This window comes from Chryseobacterium sp. FH2 (assembly GCF_001045455.1).
Taxonomy (GTDB): Bacteria; Bacteroidota; Bacteroidia; order Flavobacteriales; family Weeksellaceae; genus Chryseobacterium.
The window spans coordinates 321,864-343,528 of record NZ_LFNE01000004.1; the positions used below are offsets into that span (position 1 = coordinate 321,864).

The 21,665-nt window shown below is 34.6% G+C and carries 17 protein-coding genes; 7 read left to right on the forward strand and 10 right to left on the reverse strand.

From position 1 onward, the window contains the following. Positions 1 to 262 precede the first annotated feature (262 nt). The 6 genes from ACM39_RS08675 to ACM39_RS08700 form a co-directional block, all read right to left on the reverse strand. Positions 263 to 586 carry a transposase gene (locus tag ACM39_RS08675; protein ID WP_048510633.1) on the reverse strand — a complete coding sequence of 108 codons (324 nt, stop codon included), beginning with the start codon at positions 584 to 586 and terminating at the stop codon, positions 263 to 265. 8 nt (positions 587 to 594) lie between these two features. Then, complete coding sequence (locus ACM39_RS08680) at positions 595 to 900, reverse strand: hypothetical protein (protein ID WP_316932888.1); 306 nt, start codon at positions 898 to 900, stop codon at positions 595 to 597. A gap of 176 nt (positions 901 to 1,076) precedes the next feature. Next, positions 1,077 to 1,289 carry a hypothetical protein gene (locus ACM39_RS08685; protein WP_048510635.1) on the reverse strand — a complete coding sequence of 71 codons (213 nt, stop codon included), beginning with the start codon at positions 1,287 to 1,289 and terminating at the stop codon, positions 1,077 to 1,079. Positions 1,290 to 1,354: 65 nt separating this feature from the next. Further along, positions 1,355 to 2,155, reverse strand: a complete 801-nt coding sequence (locus ACM39_RS08690) for a hypothetical protein (protein WP_048510636.1) — start codon at positions 2,153 to 2,155, stop codon at positions 1,355 to 1,357. A gap of 18 nt (positions 2,156 to 2,173) precedes the next feature. Beyond that, positions 2,174 to 3,079: a hypothetical protein gene (locus ACM39_RS08695; RefSeq protein ID WP_048510637.1), complete on the reverse strand. Its 906-nt coding sequence runs from the start codon at positions 3,077 to 3,079 to the stop codon at positions 2,174 to 2,176. Between the two features lie 18 nt (positions 3,080 to 3,097). Next, positions 3,098 to 3,913 carry a hypothetical protein gene (locus tag ACM39_RS08700; protein ID WP_131701433.1) on the reverse strand — a complete coding sequence of 272 codons (816 nt, stop codon included), beginning with the start codon at positions 3,911 to 3,913 and terminating at the stop codon, positions 3,098 to 3,100. Positions 3,914 to 4,431: 518 nt separating this feature from the next. Here ACM39_RS08700 and ACM39_RS18715 point away from each other — a divergent pair. Further along, positions 4,432 to 6,039, forward strand: coding sequence for a tetratricopeptide repeat protein (locus ACM39_RS18715; RefSeq protein WP_082140552.1), 1,608 nt, complete (start codon positions 4,432 to 4,434; stop codon positions 6,037 to 6,039). 116 nt (positions 6,040 to 6,155) lie between these two features. Here ACM39_RS18715 and ACM39_RS08710 read toward each other — a convergent pair whose 3' ends face one another. The 3 genes from ACM39_RS08710 to ACM39_RS08720 form a co-directional block, all read right to left on the reverse strand. Further along, entirely contained in the window at positions 6,156 to 7,454 is a 1,299-nt protein-coding gene (locus tag ACM39_RS08710) for a T9SS type A sorting domain-containing protein (RefSeq protein ID WP_048510639.1), read from the reverse strand. Between the two features lie 409 nt (positions 7,455 to 7,863). Continuing rightward, the gene (locus tag ACM39_RS08715) at positions 7,864 to 8,184 is read right to left on the reverse strand and encodes a hypothetical protein (RefSeq protein WP_048510640.1); all 321 of its coding nucleotides are present in this window, start codon (positions 8,182 to 8,184) and stop codon (positions 7,864 to 7,866) included. Between the two features lie 323 nt (positions 8,185 to 8,507). Next, positions 8,508 to 8,780, reverse strand: coding sequence for a hypothetical protein (locus ACM39_RS08720; RefSeq protein ID WP_048510641.1), 273 nt, complete (start codon positions 8,778 to 8,780; stop codon positions 8,508 to 8,510). Positions 8,781 to 9,091: 311 nt separating this feature from the next. Here ACM39_RS08720 and ACM39_RS08725 point away from each other — a divergent pair, with 311 nt between their 5' ends. The 6 genes from ACM39_RS08725 (at position 9,092) to ACM39_RS08750 (ending at position 21,030) form a co-directional block, all read left to right on the forward strand. Continuing rightward, positions 9,092 to 10,495 (forward strand): glycoside hydrolase family 28 protein, encoded by a 1,404-nt coding sequence (locus ACM39_RS08725; RefSeq protein WP_048510642.1) that lies wholly within the window; start codon positions 9,092 to 9,094, stop codon positions 10,493 to 10,495. A gap of 1 nt (position 10,496) precedes the next feature. Next, the gene (locus tag ACM39_RS08730; RefSeq protein WP_048510643.1) at positions 10,497 to 14,060 is read left to right on the forward strand and encodes a DUF4450 domain-containing protein; all 3,564 of its coding nucleotides are present in this window, start codon (positions 10,497 to 10,499) and stop codon (positions 14,058 to 14,060) included. Between the two features lie 536 nt (positions 14,061 to 14,596). Next, positions 14,597 to 16,732, forward strand: a complete 2,136-nt coding sequence (locus ACM39_RS08735; RefSeq protein WP_048510644.1) for a hypothetical protein — start codon at positions 14,597 to 14,599, stop codon at positions 16,730 to 16,732. Positions 16,733 to 16,986: 254 nt separating this feature from the next. Further along, positions 16,987 to 18,393 (forward strand): polysaccharide lyase family 1 protein, encoded by a 1,407-nt coding sequence (locus ACM39_RS08740; RefSeq protein WP_053073312.1) that lies wholly within the window; start codon positions 16,987 to 16,989, stop codon positions 18,391 to 18,393. Positions 18,394 to 18,565: 172 nt separating this feature from the next. Next, positions 18,566 to 19,657 carry a twin-arginine translocation signal domain-containing protein gene (locus ACM39_RS08745; protein WP_048510645.1) on the forward strand — a complete coding sequence of 364 codons (1,092 nt, stop codon included), beginning with the start codon at positions 18,566 to 18,568 and terminating at the stop codon, positions 19,655 to 19,657. Between the two features lie 326 nt (positions 19,658 to 19,983). After that, positions 19,984 to 21,030 carry a winged helix-turn-helix domain-containing protein gene (locus tag ACM39_RS08750; RefSeq protein ID WP_048510646.1) on the forward strand — a complete coding sequence of 349 codons (1,047 nt, stop codon included), beginning with the start codon at positions 19,984 to 19,986 and terminating at the stop codon, positions 21,028 to 21,030. 69 nt (positions 21,031 to 21,099) lie between these two features. Here ACM39_RS08750 and ACM39_RS08755 read toward each other — a convergent pair whose 3' ends face one another. Beyond that, complete coding sequence (locus tag ACM39_RS08755) at positions 21,100 to 21,543, reverse strand: nuclear transport factor 2 family protein (RefSeq protein WP_048510723.1); 444 nt, start codon at positions 21,541 to 21,543, stop codon at positions 21,100 to 21,102. Positions 21,544 to 21,665: the final 122 nt, after the last annotated feature.

Consider the following 21,665-nt stretch of genomic DNA (forward strand, 5'->3'; position numbering starts at 1 on the left):
ATAGGATCTTCTTACTCCGGCTATGTCTTTTCACAGTGACAGAAGAACCGGTTTTCATTATATAGAAGATTGCTTCAAATTCCCTGTATTAATTCCTATTTGAGCAGAAGTTAATGACAAGATAAAATTACTAATGATAGCTTTTTTTCATTTTTATATATGTTTAAATATGTTTTAGGATAATATATTGAGTTAATAATCATTAATCTGTTGAAAGTGCTAAAGTCATATGTACACAGAAAATAACAAAAATTGAAATTCCTTACATTGGAAACTGATTTTTCCATTTTGTCACTGTATTCCTGCTTAATTTAAAATGCTTCGCAAGTTGGGAGTTATTCAATTTATTTTTTTTCTGATATTCTAATATTTGAAAAATTGTCGATTTATTATAAGAACGGTGTCTTTGGTTAAATCCAGAACTTTCTTTAGAACTTTTATTGAAAAGAATCCTGCTAATTTCTATAATGTCTAGTGTTGATAAATTAGCTTTGGATAATAATTGATCACATATTTCTTTTTTTTCAGGATACTTTATATTAATCATATCACTGTATATTTTTTTATAATCAGGTGTGTTTTCCATATCTTTCTTTATTCTTCTTTTTTTAAGTGATTATATTTACTTATCCATTTATATAAAGTCGTTTTCGGAATTCTGTACTCTTCTATAATCTGTGATTTTGTTTTAATACCATTTTCTACTTGCTCCAAAACAAAATCTACCATTTCTTTTGTGTAAATGTTTTTTCTATAGTATGGAAGTGAGGATTTTTTGTTTGCAATATTGTTATAATGAGCATTGGCTTGAGGAGCATATAAGATCAGGTGCTGGGAATAAACCCTGAAAAAATCGTACTCAAGCAAAGTGCTCAGCCTTAATACAATGTCAGTATCCAAAGACTTTTGGGATTGTATTGATTTCCATTCCAGATCAGTACATTTTAAAAATTTACATATTCGAAATGAATCAAACCCCTTTTCTGTCACACGCTCACATATTAACTTTCCAATATGGATATTTTTCAGATCGAGAATCATGAATAAAAATATTTTATATTTAAAATTTGTGTTTTTTAATAAGTGGTAACATAAATATCTCTTACTCTGTTATCCGTATTATCCGTACAATATAAAAACAGTCTTTTTTTTACTAACCCGAAGAAATATTTTTTAAGGATACATTCATACCCTACGGCTTGTATCTTCTCGAGTTTATAATCTTTTAGCAAAAACTGAGCTTCCAAAATTGTTTTTCCTATAAGTACCTCATAGTTATTTTGTTGCATTTTTTCAAAGTAATGTTTTTATAAATAAAATTTTCATTTGTGCTTTCAGAATAATCTTGCCCTATTTATAATATTCTTTCGATACTTACACTACTTTCTGATGTACCTCCAAAATTATAACTACTGATAGACCAAGAAGATCCATCTAAAACCAGACGGAACGTAACATCATTATTGACATCTAAAAATAAAACGCTGTCTGTAGAAACCAGATAATTACCCACATTGATAAAAGGAGATGCTATACCCGACATATAAGCCTTCTCAACTCCATTCACCACAGCAACTATTGTAATTCGGGCACCGTTAAAATCAAATCCGGCTGTAAAACCACTGAACAATACATTAAAATTGATCCTGTATAGTCCTTTCTGTCTTATCCTGAAAGTTTCAGGATTTCTAACAACGGACAGATAATCAGAAAACTGCGGACTATTTGCAGGAACAGAAAATTTTAAATTATCAGAACTGCAAAGCTGTAATAGCTGCCCAAAAAGATCAGAAGTAGAAATGCAGGTCATATTAGTACTGTTTATATTAGCACGCGTCCAGGTAGTTGATCTGTTTTTAGGATTAAAGGCCTGTTCCCATTTTGTACCATCATAAACTTTTGTAAGACTTTCATCTTTATTGTACATCAGCATGGCTTCCATCGTGGCATCGTCGTCATACTTATCGGGTTGAGAACTGTTATATTTTGGTAATGTGGTTTCGTTTTCCGCAACAGGAAGAATCAGTACTTTTTGCCCCGAATTTTGAAGTTCCAACTGGGTATGAGTACTGGAAAGGGTTTCACTTCCTATAACAACCTGGGAATTTACCAACATGAATCCCAACATACCTGTCAATGTTAAATATTTTTTCATTACTTTAATTTTATGGGATTATCTTAATTTTTGAATATTAACGAAGGTTTCTCTATGATCCATGGAATTTGAAAAGGTAGATATTACAGAATCTGTATTTACAGCGGCCTGAAGCCTTATCCGTGAATTTGCAGGTAATGTAACAGAAGCAGAAACACTTGCACTTTTATTTCCTCCCTGCCCCAAATCAATAAAAATTCCACCATACAGCTTGGTTTCTTCAAATGCCAATGTAGACCAGGTTGTACCTCCGTCGTAACTAACATCAATACTTACCCAAAATGTAGCATCTTTTCCTAAGGATCCTAATGAAAACCCACCAAATCCCGTAACTCCGGAAATATGATAAAGCCCGGCTTGCGGTATTTGGATTACATTATCAGCACCATTTGTAGGCATTGTTGTATTCAGGTTATTTACTAATAATTGAGATCTGTTATTAACAGGAGAGAGCGAAATAGTCTGCTTACTATTACTTCCAAAAAGTGCTAAAACACTACATGTACTTACAGTTATAGGAGTAAATGGCGGGAACGGATTGAAAATTTGTACTCCTAAACAATTCCATGTTTTTGAGTTGTCAGCTTTTCTTCTTGTAAGATAAGGATTGTACCATCCTCCGAGCTGAAGCGCAGGAATCCACGTTGTTCCATCGTATTTATAATACTGCTTGTCTTCTTTATTGTACAAAATTGCACCTTCGAGAGCGGCTTCGTCATTAAAATAATCTTCTTCAGCATTATTAAACAATGGGAAAGCGGTAATATTTTCAGCACGGGTAAAAATCGTGCCCCTGGTGGCATCTTTTATGTCTAGTAAAGCATTTTGATGAGCAGAACCAGCCGTTTTGGAAATCATCACCTGTGCATTGAAAAATGTTGCAGCCAGTAAAGCTGTAACTGTTGCATATATTTTAGGATACATAATTTTAGAATTAATGATTTATAAAACAATTTTTTCGAAAATCAACTCACCTGCTCCGTAAGTATTATTATTTTGAAAGCTGGTTGACGAGTTAACCAAAGGTGAAAATCCGGATTGCATAAAACCTTGCAAACGGAATTTTTCTCCAGCGTTAACCTGTATAACGATTGATCCGTTAAAAACAGGTGAATATCCCAGATTGTCATTAGCACTTGTAAAAGACTTAGAATCAATCGTTGAGAATACTGTAGGCGTTGCCACTGCTGCTTTTTGGAGTCTTAACTGTATCTCGTTCGTATTCAATCCGTTGAAAGTAGCATAAGACCTGTAGGTAATTCTGTACAAACCTGTTTCGTTTACTGTTACAACGTTTGATGCCAAAGAAAGATTCATAGAACTTCCCTGAAAATCAGAACTTCCGGCATTTGTAAGTGATATAATCCCTGAAGCTGAACAGCCATAAGGAGGAAGAAAACCGCCATTGCAGGAAAGATTAAGATTAGTGGAACGTGAAAAATGGGCAAAATACTGCGGCCTGACTTCTACAACATAATTGTAGATGCTCGACCAATTGGTTCCGTCATGTTCATAAATGGTAGCATTGTTTTTACTGTAGGCTATTGCTCCTCTATAATTGTTATCATTATCAGGATCTGCCGCATCAATAATCTGTGAAACTACGGGCAACAACACTGCTTTTGAAGGTGTTGTAGATTTCACGTCCAGAATTGAATTCTGATGCGGGTCGTGGTCGGAAGGATTGGGAGCAATAGCTATTTGAGCATGCCACAGAGCCCCATACATAACTAGCGAAATAAAATAGTGTTTTTTCATCATCAATTTTTTAAGTGTTATTAACTGTAAATTGGATCAAACTCTTTTTTTTCAAAAGCAATTAAATTTTTAATCATTTGTCGTGTGTGTGTTTTTAGAATCAGTATATTACGAAGATTCAAAGGTAAATTCAATTATTCTTTAGAATTACAGTACAATGTTAGGGCTTTTTAAGGGTCATTTCAAAGTAATATGAGTTGTGAATTCGGAAATCTCAACTTAAAAAATAGATTAAGAATTGCTTTATTATTACTAAATAATAACATTAGTGTTCAAAATAAGTCGTATTTTAACATAAAGAAAATGTGAAAGTATGTACAAGAAAGAATGTGAAATTTTGAATATGTAATATTACCAATAATTTAACAAAGAATTATCAAAATACTTCTGACTCAAACCATTGGTTATTAATATTTTAATCTAAATTTATACTGTTATAATTTCGGAATCTATTACAGGATAATCATAAGTAAACATTAAAATAGCATTAAAATTGCAACCCTAAAAAACTTTATGAAATGATGATGACGAAAAAAATTATTCTACTTTTGGTATGTGTGATTTTCAGTTTTATATATGCCCAGTCTTATACTGAATCACAAATTGATGCTGATATTCAAAAAGCAAAATCACTGTCTGCAAATAATCCCAATAAAAGTATTGAGCTTTGCAAAAATATTTATCGCATTGCTAAAGAAAAAGGATATAAAAAAGGTATGCTGGAATGCAATAATATTCTGATGGCTAAATTTTATGATGCAGGAGATTTCAAAAAAGTTATCGAGATAAGTAAAGATGCAGAAAAATTAGCAAAAGAAATAAATGATAATGTGATATTGTCGAATACTTACAGACTTCGAGGTTCTTCTTATACAGAATTAGGATTTAATGACGAATGTTTGAAAGAATTAAAAAAAGCCTTAGAAATTTCAGGAGAAATAACATCTAAAAATGATAAAAACTACCAAAAGGCTATGGTTTACAACGTATTTGCGAGTTATTATGCACATATCAATGCACCTATAGATTCTGTAATGTACTATCAGAAAAAATGCTTGGAATCTGCCATTCTTTTAGACGAAAATAAAGATTTTATTAATAAAAAATATTTTACGATTACTCTGTCTTACATTAATTTAGGAAAAACAAGTGTCGCATTACACCGCACAAAAGATGCAGAAATTTATTTTGAAAAAGCACTGGAAATTTGTCAGAATAAAAAATATGTTGTTGGTAAAGATCTCGAAGTAACTGTTCTTAATGAATTTGCATGGTTATATTTTGATCAAAAAAAATATGATAAAGCGAAATCTCTTGCAGAAAAGGCAGAAGCCCTTGAAAAAGGGGTTGGGCTTCCTTATATTCGAAGGGATATTTATGAAGTCTACTTTAAATCATGCGTAGAACTTGGGGAAAAAGAAATTTCTAAAAAATATATGAACCTCTATACTAAACTGAATGACAGTATTATAAATATAGAAAAAAAAGCAATAAATACCCCCGTGAAACATATTATTGATGAAAAAGAAAAAATATATACCAGTGATATTCAAAAAATAGTAATAATAGCTTCATGTATTATTATGATGCTATCATTAGGAGGTTGGCTTTTCTGGAAACAAAATCAAAATAACATTCACAAGAAATATAAAACAGTTATTGAAACCCTCAAAAATGAAACAAAAATAAAAGAAATTGAGCCTGTTTTAAGTGAAGTTGATGATAAAAGCCCCGAAAACGTTATAAATATCTCTGAAGATACTACCACTTCCCTATTAAATAAACTTTCTAAATTTGAAAAATCTGAAAAGTTTCTGAAAAAAGACATGAACCTCACTTCTTTATCAAATTCATTAAATACGAATCCCAGATACCTATCAGAAATTATAAAGCAGCACAGAGGTAAAAGTTTTAATAATTATATTAACGGACTCCGGATACACTATATCACCAACAAATTATATGAAACTCCTGTTTTCCGGGAATATAAGATAAGTTATCTGGCAGAAGCCTGCGGATTTTCTTCAAGAGAAGTCTTCGCTGTTATATTTAAAAAAGAAACCGGAGTTACTCCTTCCTATTTTATAAGCCAGCTCAAAAAAGATGATATAAATATAGAAGCTTAATAAAAAACGACAACTATTTTCAGTCTATTTCTTGAAAAAAGAAATCATAAGAGGAACATTATAAAAACAGTTTATCAAAATTTTGATAAACCGTTTTTATAATGTTAAAATAAATCCTATTGCTTTATAATTTTAAAAGTTTTAATGTTTCCTTTATCTGAGACTACACTTCCGACATATATTCCTTTGGTAATCATAGACAAATCTATTTTAATGTTTTTATTATTAATTGATTTATTGTTAATTAACAATTTTCCGGTAAGATCATATATAGATAACGACTTTATTATTTTTTCGTTGGAAATATTAAGAAAATCCTGTACCGGGTTGGGATAAATATTAAATTTGAAATCATTGTTTTTTACATCAGTTGTAGCAAGTATTTCATCGTCTAGTTTAACAATCCATCCTGCAGCAAATATCGGGGGAATAGTATTATCAAATCCACAAATATACTTCCCATCTGGTGATATTCCCATTCCAGTACCAAGCTTTGTATCAAATGTGGCTATTGGAATATTTTGAGAAATCAAAAGATCAGTAAGTAAAATGGGATTGGCCCCTAAAGACGGATGATAAATAATTACTTCCCTATCACCTATCATTCCACAGTATCCTAAAGCAGTACCATTCTCTGATACTGATACAAATACAGCATCGGTATATCCCGAAGGCGCATCAAAAGCCTGATATACATTGGTGGCAGTATTGTAAATAAAAGCTTTACTTCCTTTATAGCCCACAATTTGTCCTGCATTATTTACATCATTGGCCTCTCCATATTCAGGAGTAGTAAAATCAATATAATGTAAAATTCCGTTGGTGTCAAAGTATGCAGGTACCCGAAAAGTTCCTGTTCCGAAAATATCTTCTCTATCTACCCAACCAGCCACAATTCCGTTATCATTTACATCAGCCCCGCGACCATTGGTGTAGGTAAGATCACCTGTAAGCTTAGTAAGCGTACCGGTCTCCGTATTAAAAATAAAAGGATAGCTACTTCCGGGATTATTGGACGTCATTTGTCCTGCTACATATATACTGTTTGATGAAATTCCCTTTGTGTCTCCAAACCAACTATTTCCAGGTATATCCCCAGGGAAATAGCCAATTGCTGTCCATACTCCGTTTTTTCTATAAGCTGCCTGGCTCAGGTTTGACCCATCCGTTGCTATAAATGGCATATTTCCCGCAATATTTTCTTCATTATTCAGTCGGTTAGTTGCATCAGCGACGGATTCTATGGGTATACTTGAGTCTGTAGAATAATTGTAATAGCCTCCGGAATGGACTGCATTGCCATTGTTATTGATATCATAAAGACGTGTTCCCCAGCCCGTTAAAACCCTTAGATTGCTTTGAGCATTCAAACTGCTTAAAAATAAGCAGGCTGAAAGTAAGTAGACTTTTTTCATAACTAAAAAATATTTTATTATCTCAAAATTGCCTTATTTATGTCGTTTTTGAAATATACGTGTGTGAGAAATTAAGAAATCATTTTTCAAATTTATCTAATTTTACAAGCCTGTTTCATCCTTTCAATTATCAGCTTTAACAAGAATGAATTACTTTTTTGAAATGGCTGTAAAGCCGAAGACCTCTGTAAGATAACTGATCTGGCCTCAACTTTATAATTTTTTTAAAACTTCTAATACCAAAGTATTCAGTCATAAAAGAGTACAGCTTTCCAGCATTTCTTTTTTAAAACCTATCTCTTTAGAAATTCGGGAAATATTTAAGAAAAATACCTAAGATTACATAGAATTTGTTTGATAGAAAAATACAATACAGTCCCAGCAGTATTTTAAATAAGATTTGTGTATATTATTTTTCATTTTCCAAATAATCAAGAACATCAAATACCAAAATTTCACTAGTCCTTTTGGCATTTAAATTGGCATAACTACATACTAAATCTTTTAATTTTGATAATGAGCAAAGATTTTCATATTTAATTCCGTTTTCTTCAAATATATTGGTTCGGGGTCTCTTCTTTGCATTAAAAAAATAATAATCAGATTCTATTCCTAATGAATATTTTGCGTATATATCGATCAAATCATATTTGATAGCGACGGAATTTTCATTTAATAAATCTTGTATTGTATTTGTTCTTAACGCTTCAATTATTTCAATTAGCTTCATTTTAATTTGTGTTTTTTGATATTTATTATTCTGTATTTTATTTATTCGAGGAATCTCTGTAAATCAGAGAGAAGATAATAATCTTACTTGTTTAAGTTTTTCTCTTTGATAACTTTTACAATCATTTCATTCTAGAGCCTTATAAAAATTTGTATTGTTAATTTTCATTTTCACAAAAGATTTTTTTCAGTAATACACAAAAACTATAGTCATATCTAACTATAAATTATTTCATTTAAATCCGGATTTTCAATAGATCTTGATTAGAAGTTTTTCTTTCCAACCTCAATCCCTTGCTGTGGAATCAAAAACGAGTATACATATTAATACTTGGGTATAAATTTCCTTTTTATAACAATACCAGATAAAAGTTCGGTAAATTCATTAGGGATAATAAAGTTAGTTAAATTTTCACTACTTTGAAATTCATCAAATACTAAAGCTGTATCGGAGAAATAGCGATACGGCAAATTATTATATGTTGAATTTTTATTAAACTGTATAGAATATCCTTTATCAATTCCTGTATTAGCCTTTTTTGCATTACTAAAATAAAGAAACGAAAAGATGATAAAAATAGAATATATTTTCGTCATTAATTTGTGTTTTTGCAAATATATATAATTTATTATATACAAACACAGTATTAATAATACAATTTTACATCCTAATACTTTATAACATAATATTATACGTTTTTTCTAGATATAAAAAAGAACGAGAAACTGCCATAGTTTAACTCTACATTTAATTCTTTTTCATAATCTTAATAAGAATGAAACTTTCAATGTTTTTATGATACCGACAGTGCAGGACAATTTTTATCAACAATAATTCTATATTGCGATAAATAAAGAAAAATGTCCTGAAAACAGTTGCCTATATTATACCTAAATTTTCCAACATTATGAAAAAACATATTCTTCTCTTCCTAATATGCCTAATATCAATATCTTTATCAGCCCAATACCAGCCCTGGACTTCCGCAAAACAGCCCTTAAAAGAAATCAAAGCTTTAAAAAAACAAATCAAAAAACCTGAATTCAGAAAAGCAGATTATTTGATAACAGATTTCGGTGCAGTTGGAGACGGAAAAACGAAAAATACCGAAGCTTTCAAAAAAGCGATTGAGAAATGTAATGCTGAAGGCGGCGGAAGAGTTATCGTTCCAAACGGCGTTTTCTTGACGGGAGCAATTTATTTAAAAAGTAACGTCAATCTTCATTTAAGCGACGGTTCTACTGTTCTTTTCAGTCAGGACAGCAAAGACTACCCTATCGTTTTCACACGTTGGGAAGGAATGGAATGTATGAATTACTCATCATTGATTTACGCGTACGCAGAAGAAAACATCGCCATCACCGGAAAAGGAACTTTAGACGGAAATGCAGATAATGATAACTGGTGGTTCTGGTGCGGCGCCACAAAATATGGTTACAACGAGTCTCGCCCGGGAAGACAGAATCCTGCCCGTGCAAAGCTTCACGAATATATGGCTCAGAGGAAACCCGCAAGAGAAAGAATTTTCGGAGACGGATATTATTTGAGACCAAATTTCGTTCAGCCCTATAAATCCAAAAACTTCTATATGGCAGATGTTCTGGTCAAGAATTCCCCGATGTGGAATCTGAATCCCGTTTTGTGTGAAAATGTTTTGGTTGAAAGAGTAAAAGTCATCAGCCACGGCCCTAATAACGATGGTTTCGACCCTGAAGCTTGTAAAAATGTATGGATTAAAGATTCCTATTTTGACACAGGAGACGACTGTATCGCCATCAAATCAGGAAGAGACGAGGACGGAAGAGACATCGGAAGACCTGCTGAAAACCACATCATCGAAAACTGTGAAATGAAAGACGGTCACGGCGGTGTTGTGATTGGAAGCGAAATCGCAGGTGGAGCAAAAAATATCTACGCTATCGGAAACGTGATGGACAGCCAGAATCTTGACCGTGCTTTAAGAATTAAAACCAGTTCAAGCCGTGGCGGAATCATCGAAAATGTATTTTTCTACAACACAAAAGTCGGTGCTTACAAAGAAGCAGCGGTACGTTTCAATATGCATTATGAAAAACCCGGAAACTTCATTCCAACTATCAGAAATATCTGGGTAGAAAATTTAACGGTGGAAAAAGGCGGAAAATATGCTGTATTCTCTGATGCCTATGAATCTTCCCCGGTAACGGATTTCACAATGATTAATACTAAAATGACCGGCGTTGAAATCCCTTATAAAGTGGATTACCTGAAAAATGCGACTTTAAAAAATGTAACCGTTAACGGACAGCCATTAACCGAGTTAAAACCATAAAATGCGAAGAAAAACCATTGTCGCCGGACTGATTGCTTTGTCGGCATTTTCACATTCGTTTTCCCAGTCGAAACATTGGCAGAACAACGAGCGTGAACTGCATTACAAAGAAGATAAAGGCGATTTTTTACTGGTCAACGGAAAATACAGATTCAACAGGGCTTTGTATGGCGATAACCGTGCTTCGAGAGTTGAAGCCGGAGATTTACCGGAATTTGCACTCTATCTTCCCGGAATGGGCGGCAATCTTCAATTTGTGATTCAAAAAGGAAATTCAATTAAGAAATTAATTAATGCTGATAAAATTGAAACCCGTTATCGTCCGGGTTCGATGTTATATGAAATCAAAGACCCGATTTTTGGAACCGGAACTTTAAAACTGACAGTCTTAGCACAAGCTAAAGAAGAAGGTTTGGTTGTAAAAATGGAAACTGAAAACATAGATTCATCAACAAAAATCTACGCGGTTTATGGAGGAGCGAGCGGAACGACTTTCAGCAGAAACGGCGACATCGGTGCAGACCCGGAATCGGGATTTTATCTGTTACCTGAATATTGTCTGAATAATCAGTTTAAAATTAATAAAAATCAATTCCAATTAAATTATTTAAACAAGAAAAAAGAAACTCAAACCGTCAGCGGAAGTTTTTCTAATGTCAGTTCATTACAGCAAACCGATGCTACAACTTTAGAAAAACTTTTAGATTTCACTCAAAATAAAACAGAAAAATCTCCGATTGTTTACGCAGGTTATTCAGCGCAGAAAAATCCTGTTTATATTCAGATTAAAAAAGGAAAATCTGATAAAAACTTTTCGGATGAAGCGTTGAAAAACATTTTTAATGAAGCTGAAAAGTCACGTTTAGCATTAACCAACAGAATTCAATTAAAAACTCCGGATGCAGATTTGAATAATTTCGGAGCCAATTTAGCGGTTGCCGCCGACGGAATTTGGGAAAGCCCCACCTTCCTTCACGGCGCTGTTGCCTGGAGAATGCGGCTGAATGCGTGGCGTGGCGCTTACACAGCTGATGCTTTACATTGGCACGACAGAGCGAAAGAACATTTTGAAAGTTATGCCAATTCACAGGTTTTGAAGCCCGATTTTGCGCCTGTCGAAATGGATACATTGCTGCATTTGGCAAGACACGCAGAAAAAATGGGAACTTCTGTTTTTTCAAGCGGATATATTTCCAGGAATCCAAATGACAACTCAAAACCGCATCATTACGATATGAACCTGGTGTTTTTTGACCAGATGTTTTCGCATTTTAATTATACCGAAGACAAAGAATTTCTAAGAAAAATGTGGCCTACGATGGTTCGTCATATGGATTGGGAAAAACGAAATTTCAAACGTGACGATTTGTACGATGCGTATGCGGCAATTTGGGCAAGCGATGCGCTGCAATATTCTGGTGGAAAAGTGACGCACACTTCGGCGTATAATTACAGGGCCAACCGTGAAATGGCAAAACTGGCGAAAATCATTGGTGAAAACCCTCAGCCTTACGAGCAGGAAGCTGATGCGATTTTAAAGGCAATGAAAAACCAGCTTTGGATTAAAAACAAAGGTTATTTTGCGGAGTATAAAGATGCTTTGGGCAATCAAATCATTCACGACAAACCGGGAATCTGGTCGATTTATCACGTTTCGGATGCGTTTATTCTGAATGAATTTGAGAATTACCAAAACTTACAATATATTAATAATCATACGCCTAAAATTCCGGTGACGGTGAAAGGTGCACAAAATAAAGATTATTACACATTATCAACTACAAATTGGCAGCCTTACGACTGGTCTATCAACAATGTCGCTCTGGCAGAGAATTTACAGACCGCTTTGGCATATTGGCAAGCCGGAAGAAACGAGGATGCCTACCAACTGTGGAAAGGAAATCTGGTTGAAAGTATGTATTACGGCATCAGTCCGGGGAACTTTGAGCAGCTTTCTCATTACGATGCATTTCGTGGTGAATTGTACAGAGATTTTGCCGACCCGATTGGTGTGGCTTCACGAACGTTGACGGAAGGACTTTTCGGGGTTAATCCGAATTTACTGGAGAATAAAATCAGCATCAAGCCGGGTTTCCCAAAAGACTGGAATTCTGCAGAATTGAAACTTCCGGACTGGGAATATCAGTTTACCAGAACTGCGAAAAAAACTGAGTATGTATTTAAATCAAATTATGAAAATCCGGTTTCGCTGGAAATGCAGATTCCGGTAAATCATCCCAGCATCAAATCGGTAAATGTGAATGGTAAAAAAGTGGATTGGAAAATAAAACCCAATTCCATTCTGCAACCTTTTGTTCAGTTTGAAACGCCGACAGGAAAAGATTTTAAAATTGAAATCAATTATTCAGGAGAAGAACTGAAAAACGAGCAAACCGATTATGTCAATTATATTTCTGAAAATCTTCAATTGAATTTCGATTCAAAAAAGAAAATCAAAGACGTTCTTGACCCTCAGGAATTGATTAAAACCCGAAATGGGAATCAGTTTGATTTAATTAAAGAAGAAAGGAAAGGAACATTTTTCGTTCAGGTCGAGCAGAACGGAGCAACTTGGTGGCAACCCGTCAATGTGGACATCCGTTTTCCTTTGGAAACAAAATGGGTCAATAAAAAACTGCAGATTCAATTAAAATCATCCAATCCAATTAATGGAAAACTGACTGTTAATAGTTTAAATAAAACTTTTTCAGTTCAAAAAAACCAAAAGTTATCGATTGAAATTCCGGTCAATGTTTTAAGCAAAGGAACCAATTCTATTGAACTCGATTACAACGGAATCAAACAAAATATTGAAATTACAGACTGGGAAATTGAGAATCAAGGCGAATTCAACAACATTTCATTAGCTTCAAAATACAATGAAAAGGTGACTGAGATTTTCAATCAGAAATACCTTTCTCCAAGACTGGAAGTTCCTACCCTGCAGCTTCCTTGGCAGGGAATCGGAAACTGGTGTTATCCGTTAATCAACGCTCAAATCGACGACAGCGGATTGATGAACAAGAGAAAAAACGGCAAGGTTGATTTCCTTGGAATTCCTTTTTTAATAGATAATTCAGACAAAAATATTGCATTTATAAGTCAGTGGGATAATTATCCGAACTCTGTTGAAATTCCTGTTTCAGGCAAAGGAAAGAAAATCTACTTCCTAATGGCGGGTTCTACCAATCCGATGCAGTCACAGATTATTAACGGAAAAATTACGGTTCAATATGCGGACGGTTCCACAATAGCATTAGAACTGAAAAATCCGGTGAATTGGTGGCCGATTGAGCAGGATTTGTTTGATGATAATTTCGCTTTTGAAATTCCGGATGATAAGATTCCGTATCGTGTAAAACTGAAGACAGGAGAATTGTACAAAGGCGGAACTTTAAGTAAATATTCAAGTATCAAAGGATTTACAGACCGCGCTGTAGAAGGCGGAGCTGCGACAATTTTAGATTTGCCAATTGATGCGAACAAAGAATTAAAATCAATAAAATTAACCGCAGTAAGCAACGATGTTGTCATCGGAATGATGAGTGCTACTGTTTTGAAATAGTGATAATGATTAGTAAATATAATTGAAGGTTGTCATTCCGAGGAACGAGGAATCTATTTGTGATTAAAAAGATTCTTCACTACACTTTGTTTCGCTCAGAAATCGAAGATTCGACGGAGTCAATGACAAGCGTAGATAAATAAATAAAATCTAAAATTTAATCTAGATTTTATAGAATGTTTAAAAAATAAAACAGAAAAAAGATACCGTTCCTACGGAACGCCCAAAAATTTACGCTAAAATTATCTACACAGATATGATTCCTAACGGAATCAATAAAAAATGTTCCATAGGAACGTTATCTGTGTAGCAAAAGAAACCAAGACATAAAATGCGTTCCGTAGGAACGCTATCAGAAAAGCAAGAAATTTAAAACTTATATGTAATAATTTATACAATCAAATACTAAAAAAAAGTTATAAAACATCAACAGTGGCGGGGCTTTAGACCATCTGTAAATAATGAAAAACATCAAGGTTTTAGCCGAAACCTATTTAAAATTTGAAAATGCCTGATTCCATAAAATAAATTTAAAAATGAAGAAATTAACATTATATCTAAGTCTTTTCCTGATAGGATTTTCGTCCTTAAATGCCCAGAAAATAGACCGAAAAAAGGTCGTTCAGCGACATAATATCGTCAACACAAAAGCGGATACTTTATCGTCTTTGACAGTGGGAAACGGGAAATTTGCCTACACCGTTGACATCACCGGAATGCAGTCGTTCCCTGAATATTACAAAAACGGAGTTTCTTTGGGAACCCAATCAGAATGGGGCTGGAACAGCTTTCCGAATACGGAAAATTATAAGTTTGAGGAAACTTTAAAGCCTTACGATTTCAATAACGACGGGCGAAAAGCGTTATATAGCGTTCAGCTCAAAGAACCTGAAAGAAATAAAAAAGCGGTTGAATATTTCCGGGTGAATCAGCATCGTTTGCAACTGGGAAATATCGGTATTGAACTGACTAAAAAAGACGGCCAGAAAGCAAAAATTTCCGATTTACAAAACATCAATCAGAAAATTGATTTGTGGACAGGAATTATCACAAGTGAATTTTCTTTGGAAGGAACTCCGATAAAAGTATGGACGGCTTCTTTCCAAACTTCAGACAAAATCGGAGTTAAAATCGAGTCTGATTTAATTGGTCAAAAAAGATTAAAAGTTTTTGCACGTTATCCTTCTCCGACCGGACAATTTTTGGATGACGCAGCTTTTTATGGAAACGAAAATCAACATTCAACAAAATTGATTTCATCCAGCCCCACTCAGGGATTGATTGAGCATAAACTACAAACCGCCGATTATTATACACGGTTATATTTTACCGACGGGAAACTAAGTGAAACAGGAAAACATTATTTCGTTTACGAACCTTCTGTTAAAAACAAAACTATCGAATTAAGTATTGAATTTTCAGCTAAAAATTTAAAAAGTAATAAAACATTATTTGCTGATGCTGAAAAAGAAAGCACATCAGGATGGAAAAACTTCTGGGAAAGCGGTGCAGCTGTTGATTTTGAAGGGAGTACAGACCCGAGAGCCTCCGAACTGGAGCGCAGAGTTGTATTGTCGGAATATTTAACGAAAATTCAGTGTGGAGGAAGCAATCCGCCGCAGGAAACCGGTTTGACATTCAACAGCTGGTACGGAAAACCGCATACAGAAATGCATTGGTGGCACGGCGTTCACTTCGCCTTGTGGGGAAGGCCGGAGATTCTGGAAAAGCAGCTGGATTATTATTTCAGGTCGTTTGAAAAAGCTAAAAAATTAGCCGAAAGACAAGGTTACAAGGGTGTTCGTTGGATTAAAATGTCGGATAATGAAGGCAATGAAAGCCCATCTTCCGTTGCTGCTTTTTTGATTTGGGAACAACCGCATCTGATTTATATGACCGAGCTTTTGTATCGTCATAACAAGGACAAAAAAGTTCTTGAAAAATATAAAGACCTGGTTTTTGCGACAGCAGAATTTATGGCTGATTTTGCGACTTACGACAAAGAGAAAAACCGCTACAATCTTGGAAAAGGCGTAATTCCTGCACAGGAAGTATTCCCTGCCAAAGATACATATAACCCGACCTATGAAGTGGCGTATTGGGATTGGGCATTGAAAGTTGCCCAGCAATGGAAAGAAAGATTAGGAGAATCGAGGGATAAAAAATGGGATGATGTGATTACAAAACTGGCTCCGCTTCCGGTTCAGGATGGCGTTTATTTATCGACTGAATCCGCAAAAGATTCTTTCACATTTCCGAAGTGGATGACAGACCATCCTGCCGTTCTTGGCGCACTGGGAATGGTCCCCGAATCGCCAAAACTCGATAAAAAAATTATGAAAAACACATTGGATATCGTTTGGGCAAGATGGAACTGGGGGCACACCTGGGGCTGGGATTTCCCAATGACGGCAATGAATGCTGCAAGATTAGGTCTTCCGAATAAGGCTTTGGATGCTTTATTTATGGATATTCAAACCAATACTTATCTAAAAAACGGACATAATTACCAAGATGGAAGACTGAGAATTTATCTTCCGGGAAATGGCGGCGTTTTAACTACTGTTGCAATGATGCTGGAAGGTTGGGATAATTCGACAGGAGAATTTCCAGGTTTTCCGAAAGATGGAAGCTGGAAAATAAAAGCCGAAGGTTTTAAAAAGATGCCTTAAAAAACATTCATATTTTAGTTAGGGTCTGCCAGAAATGGCAGGCTTTTTTGTTATAAACAGATTGATGAATGGCAACATTCTATATTCAAACCTTTAATATATTAGGTTATTTAAATTTTATAAGGCTTATAAATGCTATCAAACTGTAACTTTCTCAACGTCATTAAGATAATATTAAAAATACAGTATAGTACAGGATAATTTCAGAGTCACAAATTCCTAATTTAATAAAATCAATCAAAAATTTATTATATATGAAAAAAATTACAACAACGCTTTTGTGTTCTCTGCTTTTTTTATCCTGTAATCATGAAGAACCCGGCTCAGGTGCACCAACAACCGAAATCTGTAACGCAGAAAGAGCTTTAGCTTTTCCTGAAGCAGAAGGTTTTGGAAAATTTTCAAAAGGTGCAAGAGGCGTGGCCAATCCTACAGTGTATATCGTCAATAACCTGAATGACAGCGGAATGGGTTCCTTTCGGGACGCGGTGAGCCAACCCGGAAGGTTTATTGTATTTTCTGTAAGTGGTATTATTAATTTACAGTCTCCTGTCGCAATTTCACCCAATCTTACCATTGCCGGACAAACTGCTCCGGGGAAAGGAATCGTTTTGTATGGTCAGAAAGTGTCATTTACAGGTGCAAATAATACGATTGCAAGATATTTCAGAATAAGACTGGGAAATTCAAATACTTTATCTAAAAACACCGACGCTTCAGGAATTGCCAACGGCAAACATATCATGCTGGATCACATGTCGTTTTCGTGGGGACTTGACGAAGTTTTTTCCATCAACTGGGATAATAAAGGCTTTGAACCAGACAGTATAACTATCCAGAATTCTATTATCGCACAGGGATTACATCGTCATAATCATTCTGCAGGTGGTTTGATGCAAACCGAGGGTCACGTCAGTATTTTAAAATCTTTATATGAAAGTAACAAAACAAGAAATCCTAAAGTAAAGGGCAAGAACGAATTCGTTAATAATGTCATTTACAATTATGGCAACCAAGGGAATACTTATGGACATACGGTTTCCGGAGATGGTTATATTATGGGAGATTCCGCAGGAATTTCAGAAGTAAATATTATCAATAATTATTTTGTCGCAGGCCCTTTAAATGTCGACAATCAGACTACCCCGTTCAGCAGAGGAACCAGCACTTTTCATATGTATGAATCCGGAAATTATTACGATAACAATAAAAACGGTGTTTTGGATGGGAATTTAGTTCCTCATAATACAACAGGATTTCCGGGAAATACACCAGTACAGTTTATGGATGCGCCATTTAATTATCCGCTCAAAACAACCAATTTATCTGCTAATCAGGCTTTTTACCACGTTATACAAAATGCCGGGGCCAATTTTCCGGCTCGGGATGAAGTGGATGACCTAATTATTTCCGAAGTAAGCTCAAAAGGAACTCAGGGTATGTATGTTTACAGGGAAACCGATCTTCCTATTGCTAACAGCGGATTGGGTAATTACCCTGCCTATCAAAGTGCTCAGGACAGTGATTTGGATGGAATACCGGATGCTGTTGAAATCAAAATGGGTCTTAACCCCCGTGATGCTTCAGATGCCCTAAAAATCAATAAATTTTGTAAAAATTATTTAAATATTGAAGTATATTTCAACAATATAATGAAATAAAATTGCGTATAAATTTCCCTAACTCCAAGCCCAATAAAACTATTAATTGATTTATTGGGCTTGGTTAGTTTCAGATAATTCTCATCAGATTAATTCAGACCAAACAATAAACCGAAAGTGCAGGATACTCTATTTGTATGTTTATGCTAAATTAGCGGTAAACCAACATTAGATGAACAAATCAGGATATATTACACGCAGAGATTTTTTACAGACTTCAGCCATTGGAATTGCAGCTGTAGCTTTGGGGCTGTCATTTACAAATACATCCCGTTCTGATAAGCCATATTTCAATTTAAAACCAATCGGGAGGCCATTTTCATTGGAAAATTACTTTATCTGGTGTAATTCTCCGATCTGGGGTAAAGACGGAAAGGTTCATCTTTTTTATTCCAGATGGAAAAAAGAAAAAGGAATGGGTGGCTGGCTCAATGGTTCTGAAATTTGTCGTGCAGAAGCGGAATCTCCTTTCGATGAATTCCAGCATAAACAAATTATTCTCGCTCCCAGAGGAAGCGGATTTTGGGATGCTACCACTTGTCATAATCCTTTAATAACCAAAGTAGATGATGAGTATTATCTATTTTATATGGGAAATTCCAATGGAAAAACAAATACCAAAAGAATTGGGCTCGCAACTTCAAAAAATCTTGATGGAGATTGGATCAGATCTGAAACACCTATACTTCTTCCCGGAGAAAAAGGGGCCTGGGACGACCATTGCACTACAAATCCGGCTTTTGTAAAAGGAAATGACGGTAAATTTTGGCTTTTTTATAAATCCTGGAATACCGAAGAATATGAAAATCAAAAAGGAACTGTCAGGGGAAACCGAAAATACGGACTGGCAAAGGCCAATCATCCTTCAGGCCCTTACGAAAAAGTGGCAGCAAATCCTGTAATTGATTTTTCATTGCTGCCCGATAATGCCCAATTGGAAGATGCTTTTATCTGGAAACAAAATGAAAAATTTCACATAATAGCACGCGATATGGGATTTTTTAACCACGAGTACGGTCTGCATTTAACTTCCCAAGACGGATTAAGCTGGTCAAAACCGAAAATAGCTTATCTCGACATGAAGAGTTATATTAATGAACCCGATCCGCCTAAACATTTAAAACGATTCGGAAGATTGGAACGTCCAATGATTTTGATGGACAAAGACACGAAAACCCCAAAATTCCTATTCGGGGCAACACAAGGAGGAAAGTATGAAACTTCAACACCTTTTATATTTGAAATTACAAATCCCAGAATTTAAATTGTTTAAACCCGATCTTGTATTTTCACCTATATCAAAAGTTTAAATCATTACTTATTACAAAATCTGTTTCAGATTACCAACTTGACTTTTAAATCGAAAATATTGCAATTTGGCTGTTTCATGTTAAAATTTGTATTTTTTGGTTTAGTCTCTGCCAGAATATTCATAATAATAATCTGTTGAAAATGAAAAATTTAATATGTTATCAATCATTAAAACATATTAAAAACAAGTTATCATAAATTTTTGTAACTTGTCTCACATCGTTAGTTAATTTTTGTAACTGTTTTTTTAACTGAAATACTATTTCCTATCTAAATGTCATGGCAGAAACATTTGAAATAATGATCAACGAGCACTCCAGAGTTCCTAAATATAAACAAATTGTAGATTCTATTCTCAATGGAATTGATAGCGGAGAAATTAAGATTGGAGAAAAGATTCCTTCCATAAACGAGCTCAGCGAATCCTGCTTTCTTTCAAGAGATACCGTAGAAAAAGCCTATAAAGAACTTCGAAAAAGGCAAATCATCGAATCCGTAAAGGGAAAAGGTTATTATATTTCACGTATTAATAAAAATGATGTCATCAATATTTTCTTCCTGATCAACAAACCCAGCACGTATAAAATGATGATTTATAATTATTTTGTTAATGCAATCGGTACCAAAGGAAACGTTGAAATGTATATTTATCACTGCGATGAAACACTTTTTATTAATTCTTTAAAAAAGAATCTGGGAGGATTTGATTATTATGTGATCATGCCACATTTCCGGGATGAGCAGTCCAAGCACACCAGTTCTACCAGAGAAGTCATAGAAATGATTGAAAAAATTCCGAAAAATAAATTGCTGATGCTGGACAATACCAAACCCGACATCTCAGGAGAATACGGTTCCATTTTTCAGGATTTTGAACATGACATTTACAATGCCTTAAAGGAAGGTCTAGCCAAAATAAAGAAATACGAAAAAATCATTTTGGTCTATCCTGATAAGTCCGTACATCCCTATCCATTCCGTATTGTACACGGATTTGAGAATTTTTGCAGGGATTTTAAACTGGATTATGAAATTCTCAACGAGATTTATCCGGACATGGAACTGCAGGAAAAAGATATTTTCATTACCATCCGGGAACGTGACCTGGTAAATTTGGTCAAGCAGATCAGACAGAAAAACCTTGAATTAGGGAAAGACATCGGAATTATTTCCTATAACGAAACTCCCCTCAAAGAATTGCTCGGAATTACTGTGATTACAACAGATTTTAAAGCAATGGGAGAATCTGCCGCCTATATGATCCTGAAAAATAAAAAGGAACAGGTGAACAATGTTTTTAAATTTATTCAGAGGGATTCTCTGTAAAACTTATATCATTCAAAAAATTCGCAAAGCTGACTCTGCGAATTTTTTAATAGTTATCATTTTGATGATTTATTTTTTCTTTTCAGATTTTACGGCTTGCCTGGCTAGTAATTTCCAGTGGTTTCCGGTTTTTGCCCAAACCAATAATACCTCCAATGTCACATCGCCCGGAGCTTTTCCAAGATCAGCAGTCGTTGCATATAAATGGTGCCGAACAATCGCTGTATTTCCGACGATAGCGATACTTTGGTTGGTAATATCAATGGTCACAAAATCTGATTTTTTACTGACCAATTTTTCCACAAATTCCGTTGCATCGTCTATATGACCTCCTGAATGTCCATAAGTTAATTCCGGTAAAATCAAAGATTCTAATATTGATTTGTCTCCGCTTATCATCGCCAACCTCAGCTTTTCAGCAGCATCAGTGACAGCATCTGTATCATTTTTTTTCTGTCCTGATACTGCGAATGCCATTAAAAAACTTATGGCAAAAATTAATTTCTTAATCATAATTGTAAATGTAAATTGATTTTCTTTATTTCTTTTATTTATTAAAAAGTAAAAGTATCCAATACCATTCTGAATGAAATATAAAGGATCTAACCTTGTTGATTCTAAGATTTTTCCTGCCT

What these genes read in the sequence shown, in the direction of transcription:
- ACM39_RS08675 (WP_048510633.1), bottom strand. Translation starts at nt 586, where the DNA reads ATGGAAAACACACCTGATTATAAAAAAATATACAGTGATATGATTAAT.
- ACM39_RS08685 (WP_048510635.1), bottom strand. Translation starts at nt 1,289, where the DNA reads ATGCAACAAAATAACTATGAGGTACTTATAGGAAAAACAATTTTGGAA.
- ACM39_RS08690 (WP_048510636.1), bottom strand. Translation starts at nt 2,155, where the DNA reads ATGAAAAAATATTTAACATTGACAGGTATGTTGGGATTCATGTTGGTA.
- ACM39_RS08695 (WP_048510637.1), bottom strand. Translation starts at nt 3,079, where the DNA reads ATGTATCCTAAAATATATGCAACAGTTACAGCTTTACTGGCTGCAACA.
- ACM39_RS08700 (WP_131701433.1), bottom strand. Translation starts at nt 3,913, where the DNA reads ATGAAAAAACACTATTTTATTTCGCTAGTTATGTATGGGGCTCTGTGG.
- ACM39_RS18715 (WP_082140552.1), top strand. Translation starts at nt 4,432, where the DNA reads ATGATGATGACGAAAAAAATTATTCTACTTTTGGTATGTGTGATTTTC.
- ACM39_RS08710 (WP_048510639.1), bottom strand. Translation starts at nt 7,454, where the DNA reads ATGAAAAAAGTCTACTTACTTTCAGCCTGCTTATTTTTAAGCAGTTTG.
- ACM39_RS08715 (WP_048510640.1), bottom strand. Translation starts at nt 8,184, where the DNA reads ATGAAGCTAATTGAAATAATTGAAGCGTTAAGAACAAATACAATACAA.
- ACM39_RS08720 (WP_048510641.1), bottom strand. Translation starts at nt 8,780, where the DNA reads ATGACGAAAATATATTCTATTTTTATCATCTTTTCGTTTCTTTATTTT.
- ACM39_RS08725 (WP_048510642.1), top strand. Translation starts at nt 9,092, where the DNA reads ATGAAAAAACATATTCTTCTCTTCCTAATATGCCTAATATCAATATCT.
- ACM39_RS08730 (WP_048510643.1), top strand. Translation starts at nt 10,497, where the DNA reads ATGCGAAGAAAAACCATTGTCGCCGGACTGATTGCTTTGTCGGCATTT.
- ACM39_RS08735 (WP_048510644.1), top strand. Translation starts at nt 14,597, where the DNA reads ATGAAGAAATTAACATTATATCTAAGTCTTTTCCTGATAGGATTTTCG.
- ACM39_RS08740 (WP_053073312.1), top strand. Translation starts at nt 16,987, where the DNA reads ATGAAAAAAATTACAACAACGCTTTTGTGTTCTCTGCTTTTTTTATCC.
- ACM39_RS08745 (WP_048510645.1), top strand. Translation starts at nt 18,566, where the DNA reads ATGAACAAATCAGGATATATTACACGCAGAGATTTTTTACAGACTTCA.
- ACM39_RS08750 (WP_048510646.1), top strand. Translation starts at nt 19,984, where the DNA reads ATGGCAGAAACATTTGAAATAATGATCAACGAGCACTCCAGAGTTCCT.
- ACM39_RS08755 (WP_048510723.1), bottom strand. Translation starts at nt 21,543, where the DNA reads ATGATTAAGAAATTAATTTTTGCCATAAGTTTTTTAATGGCATTCGCA.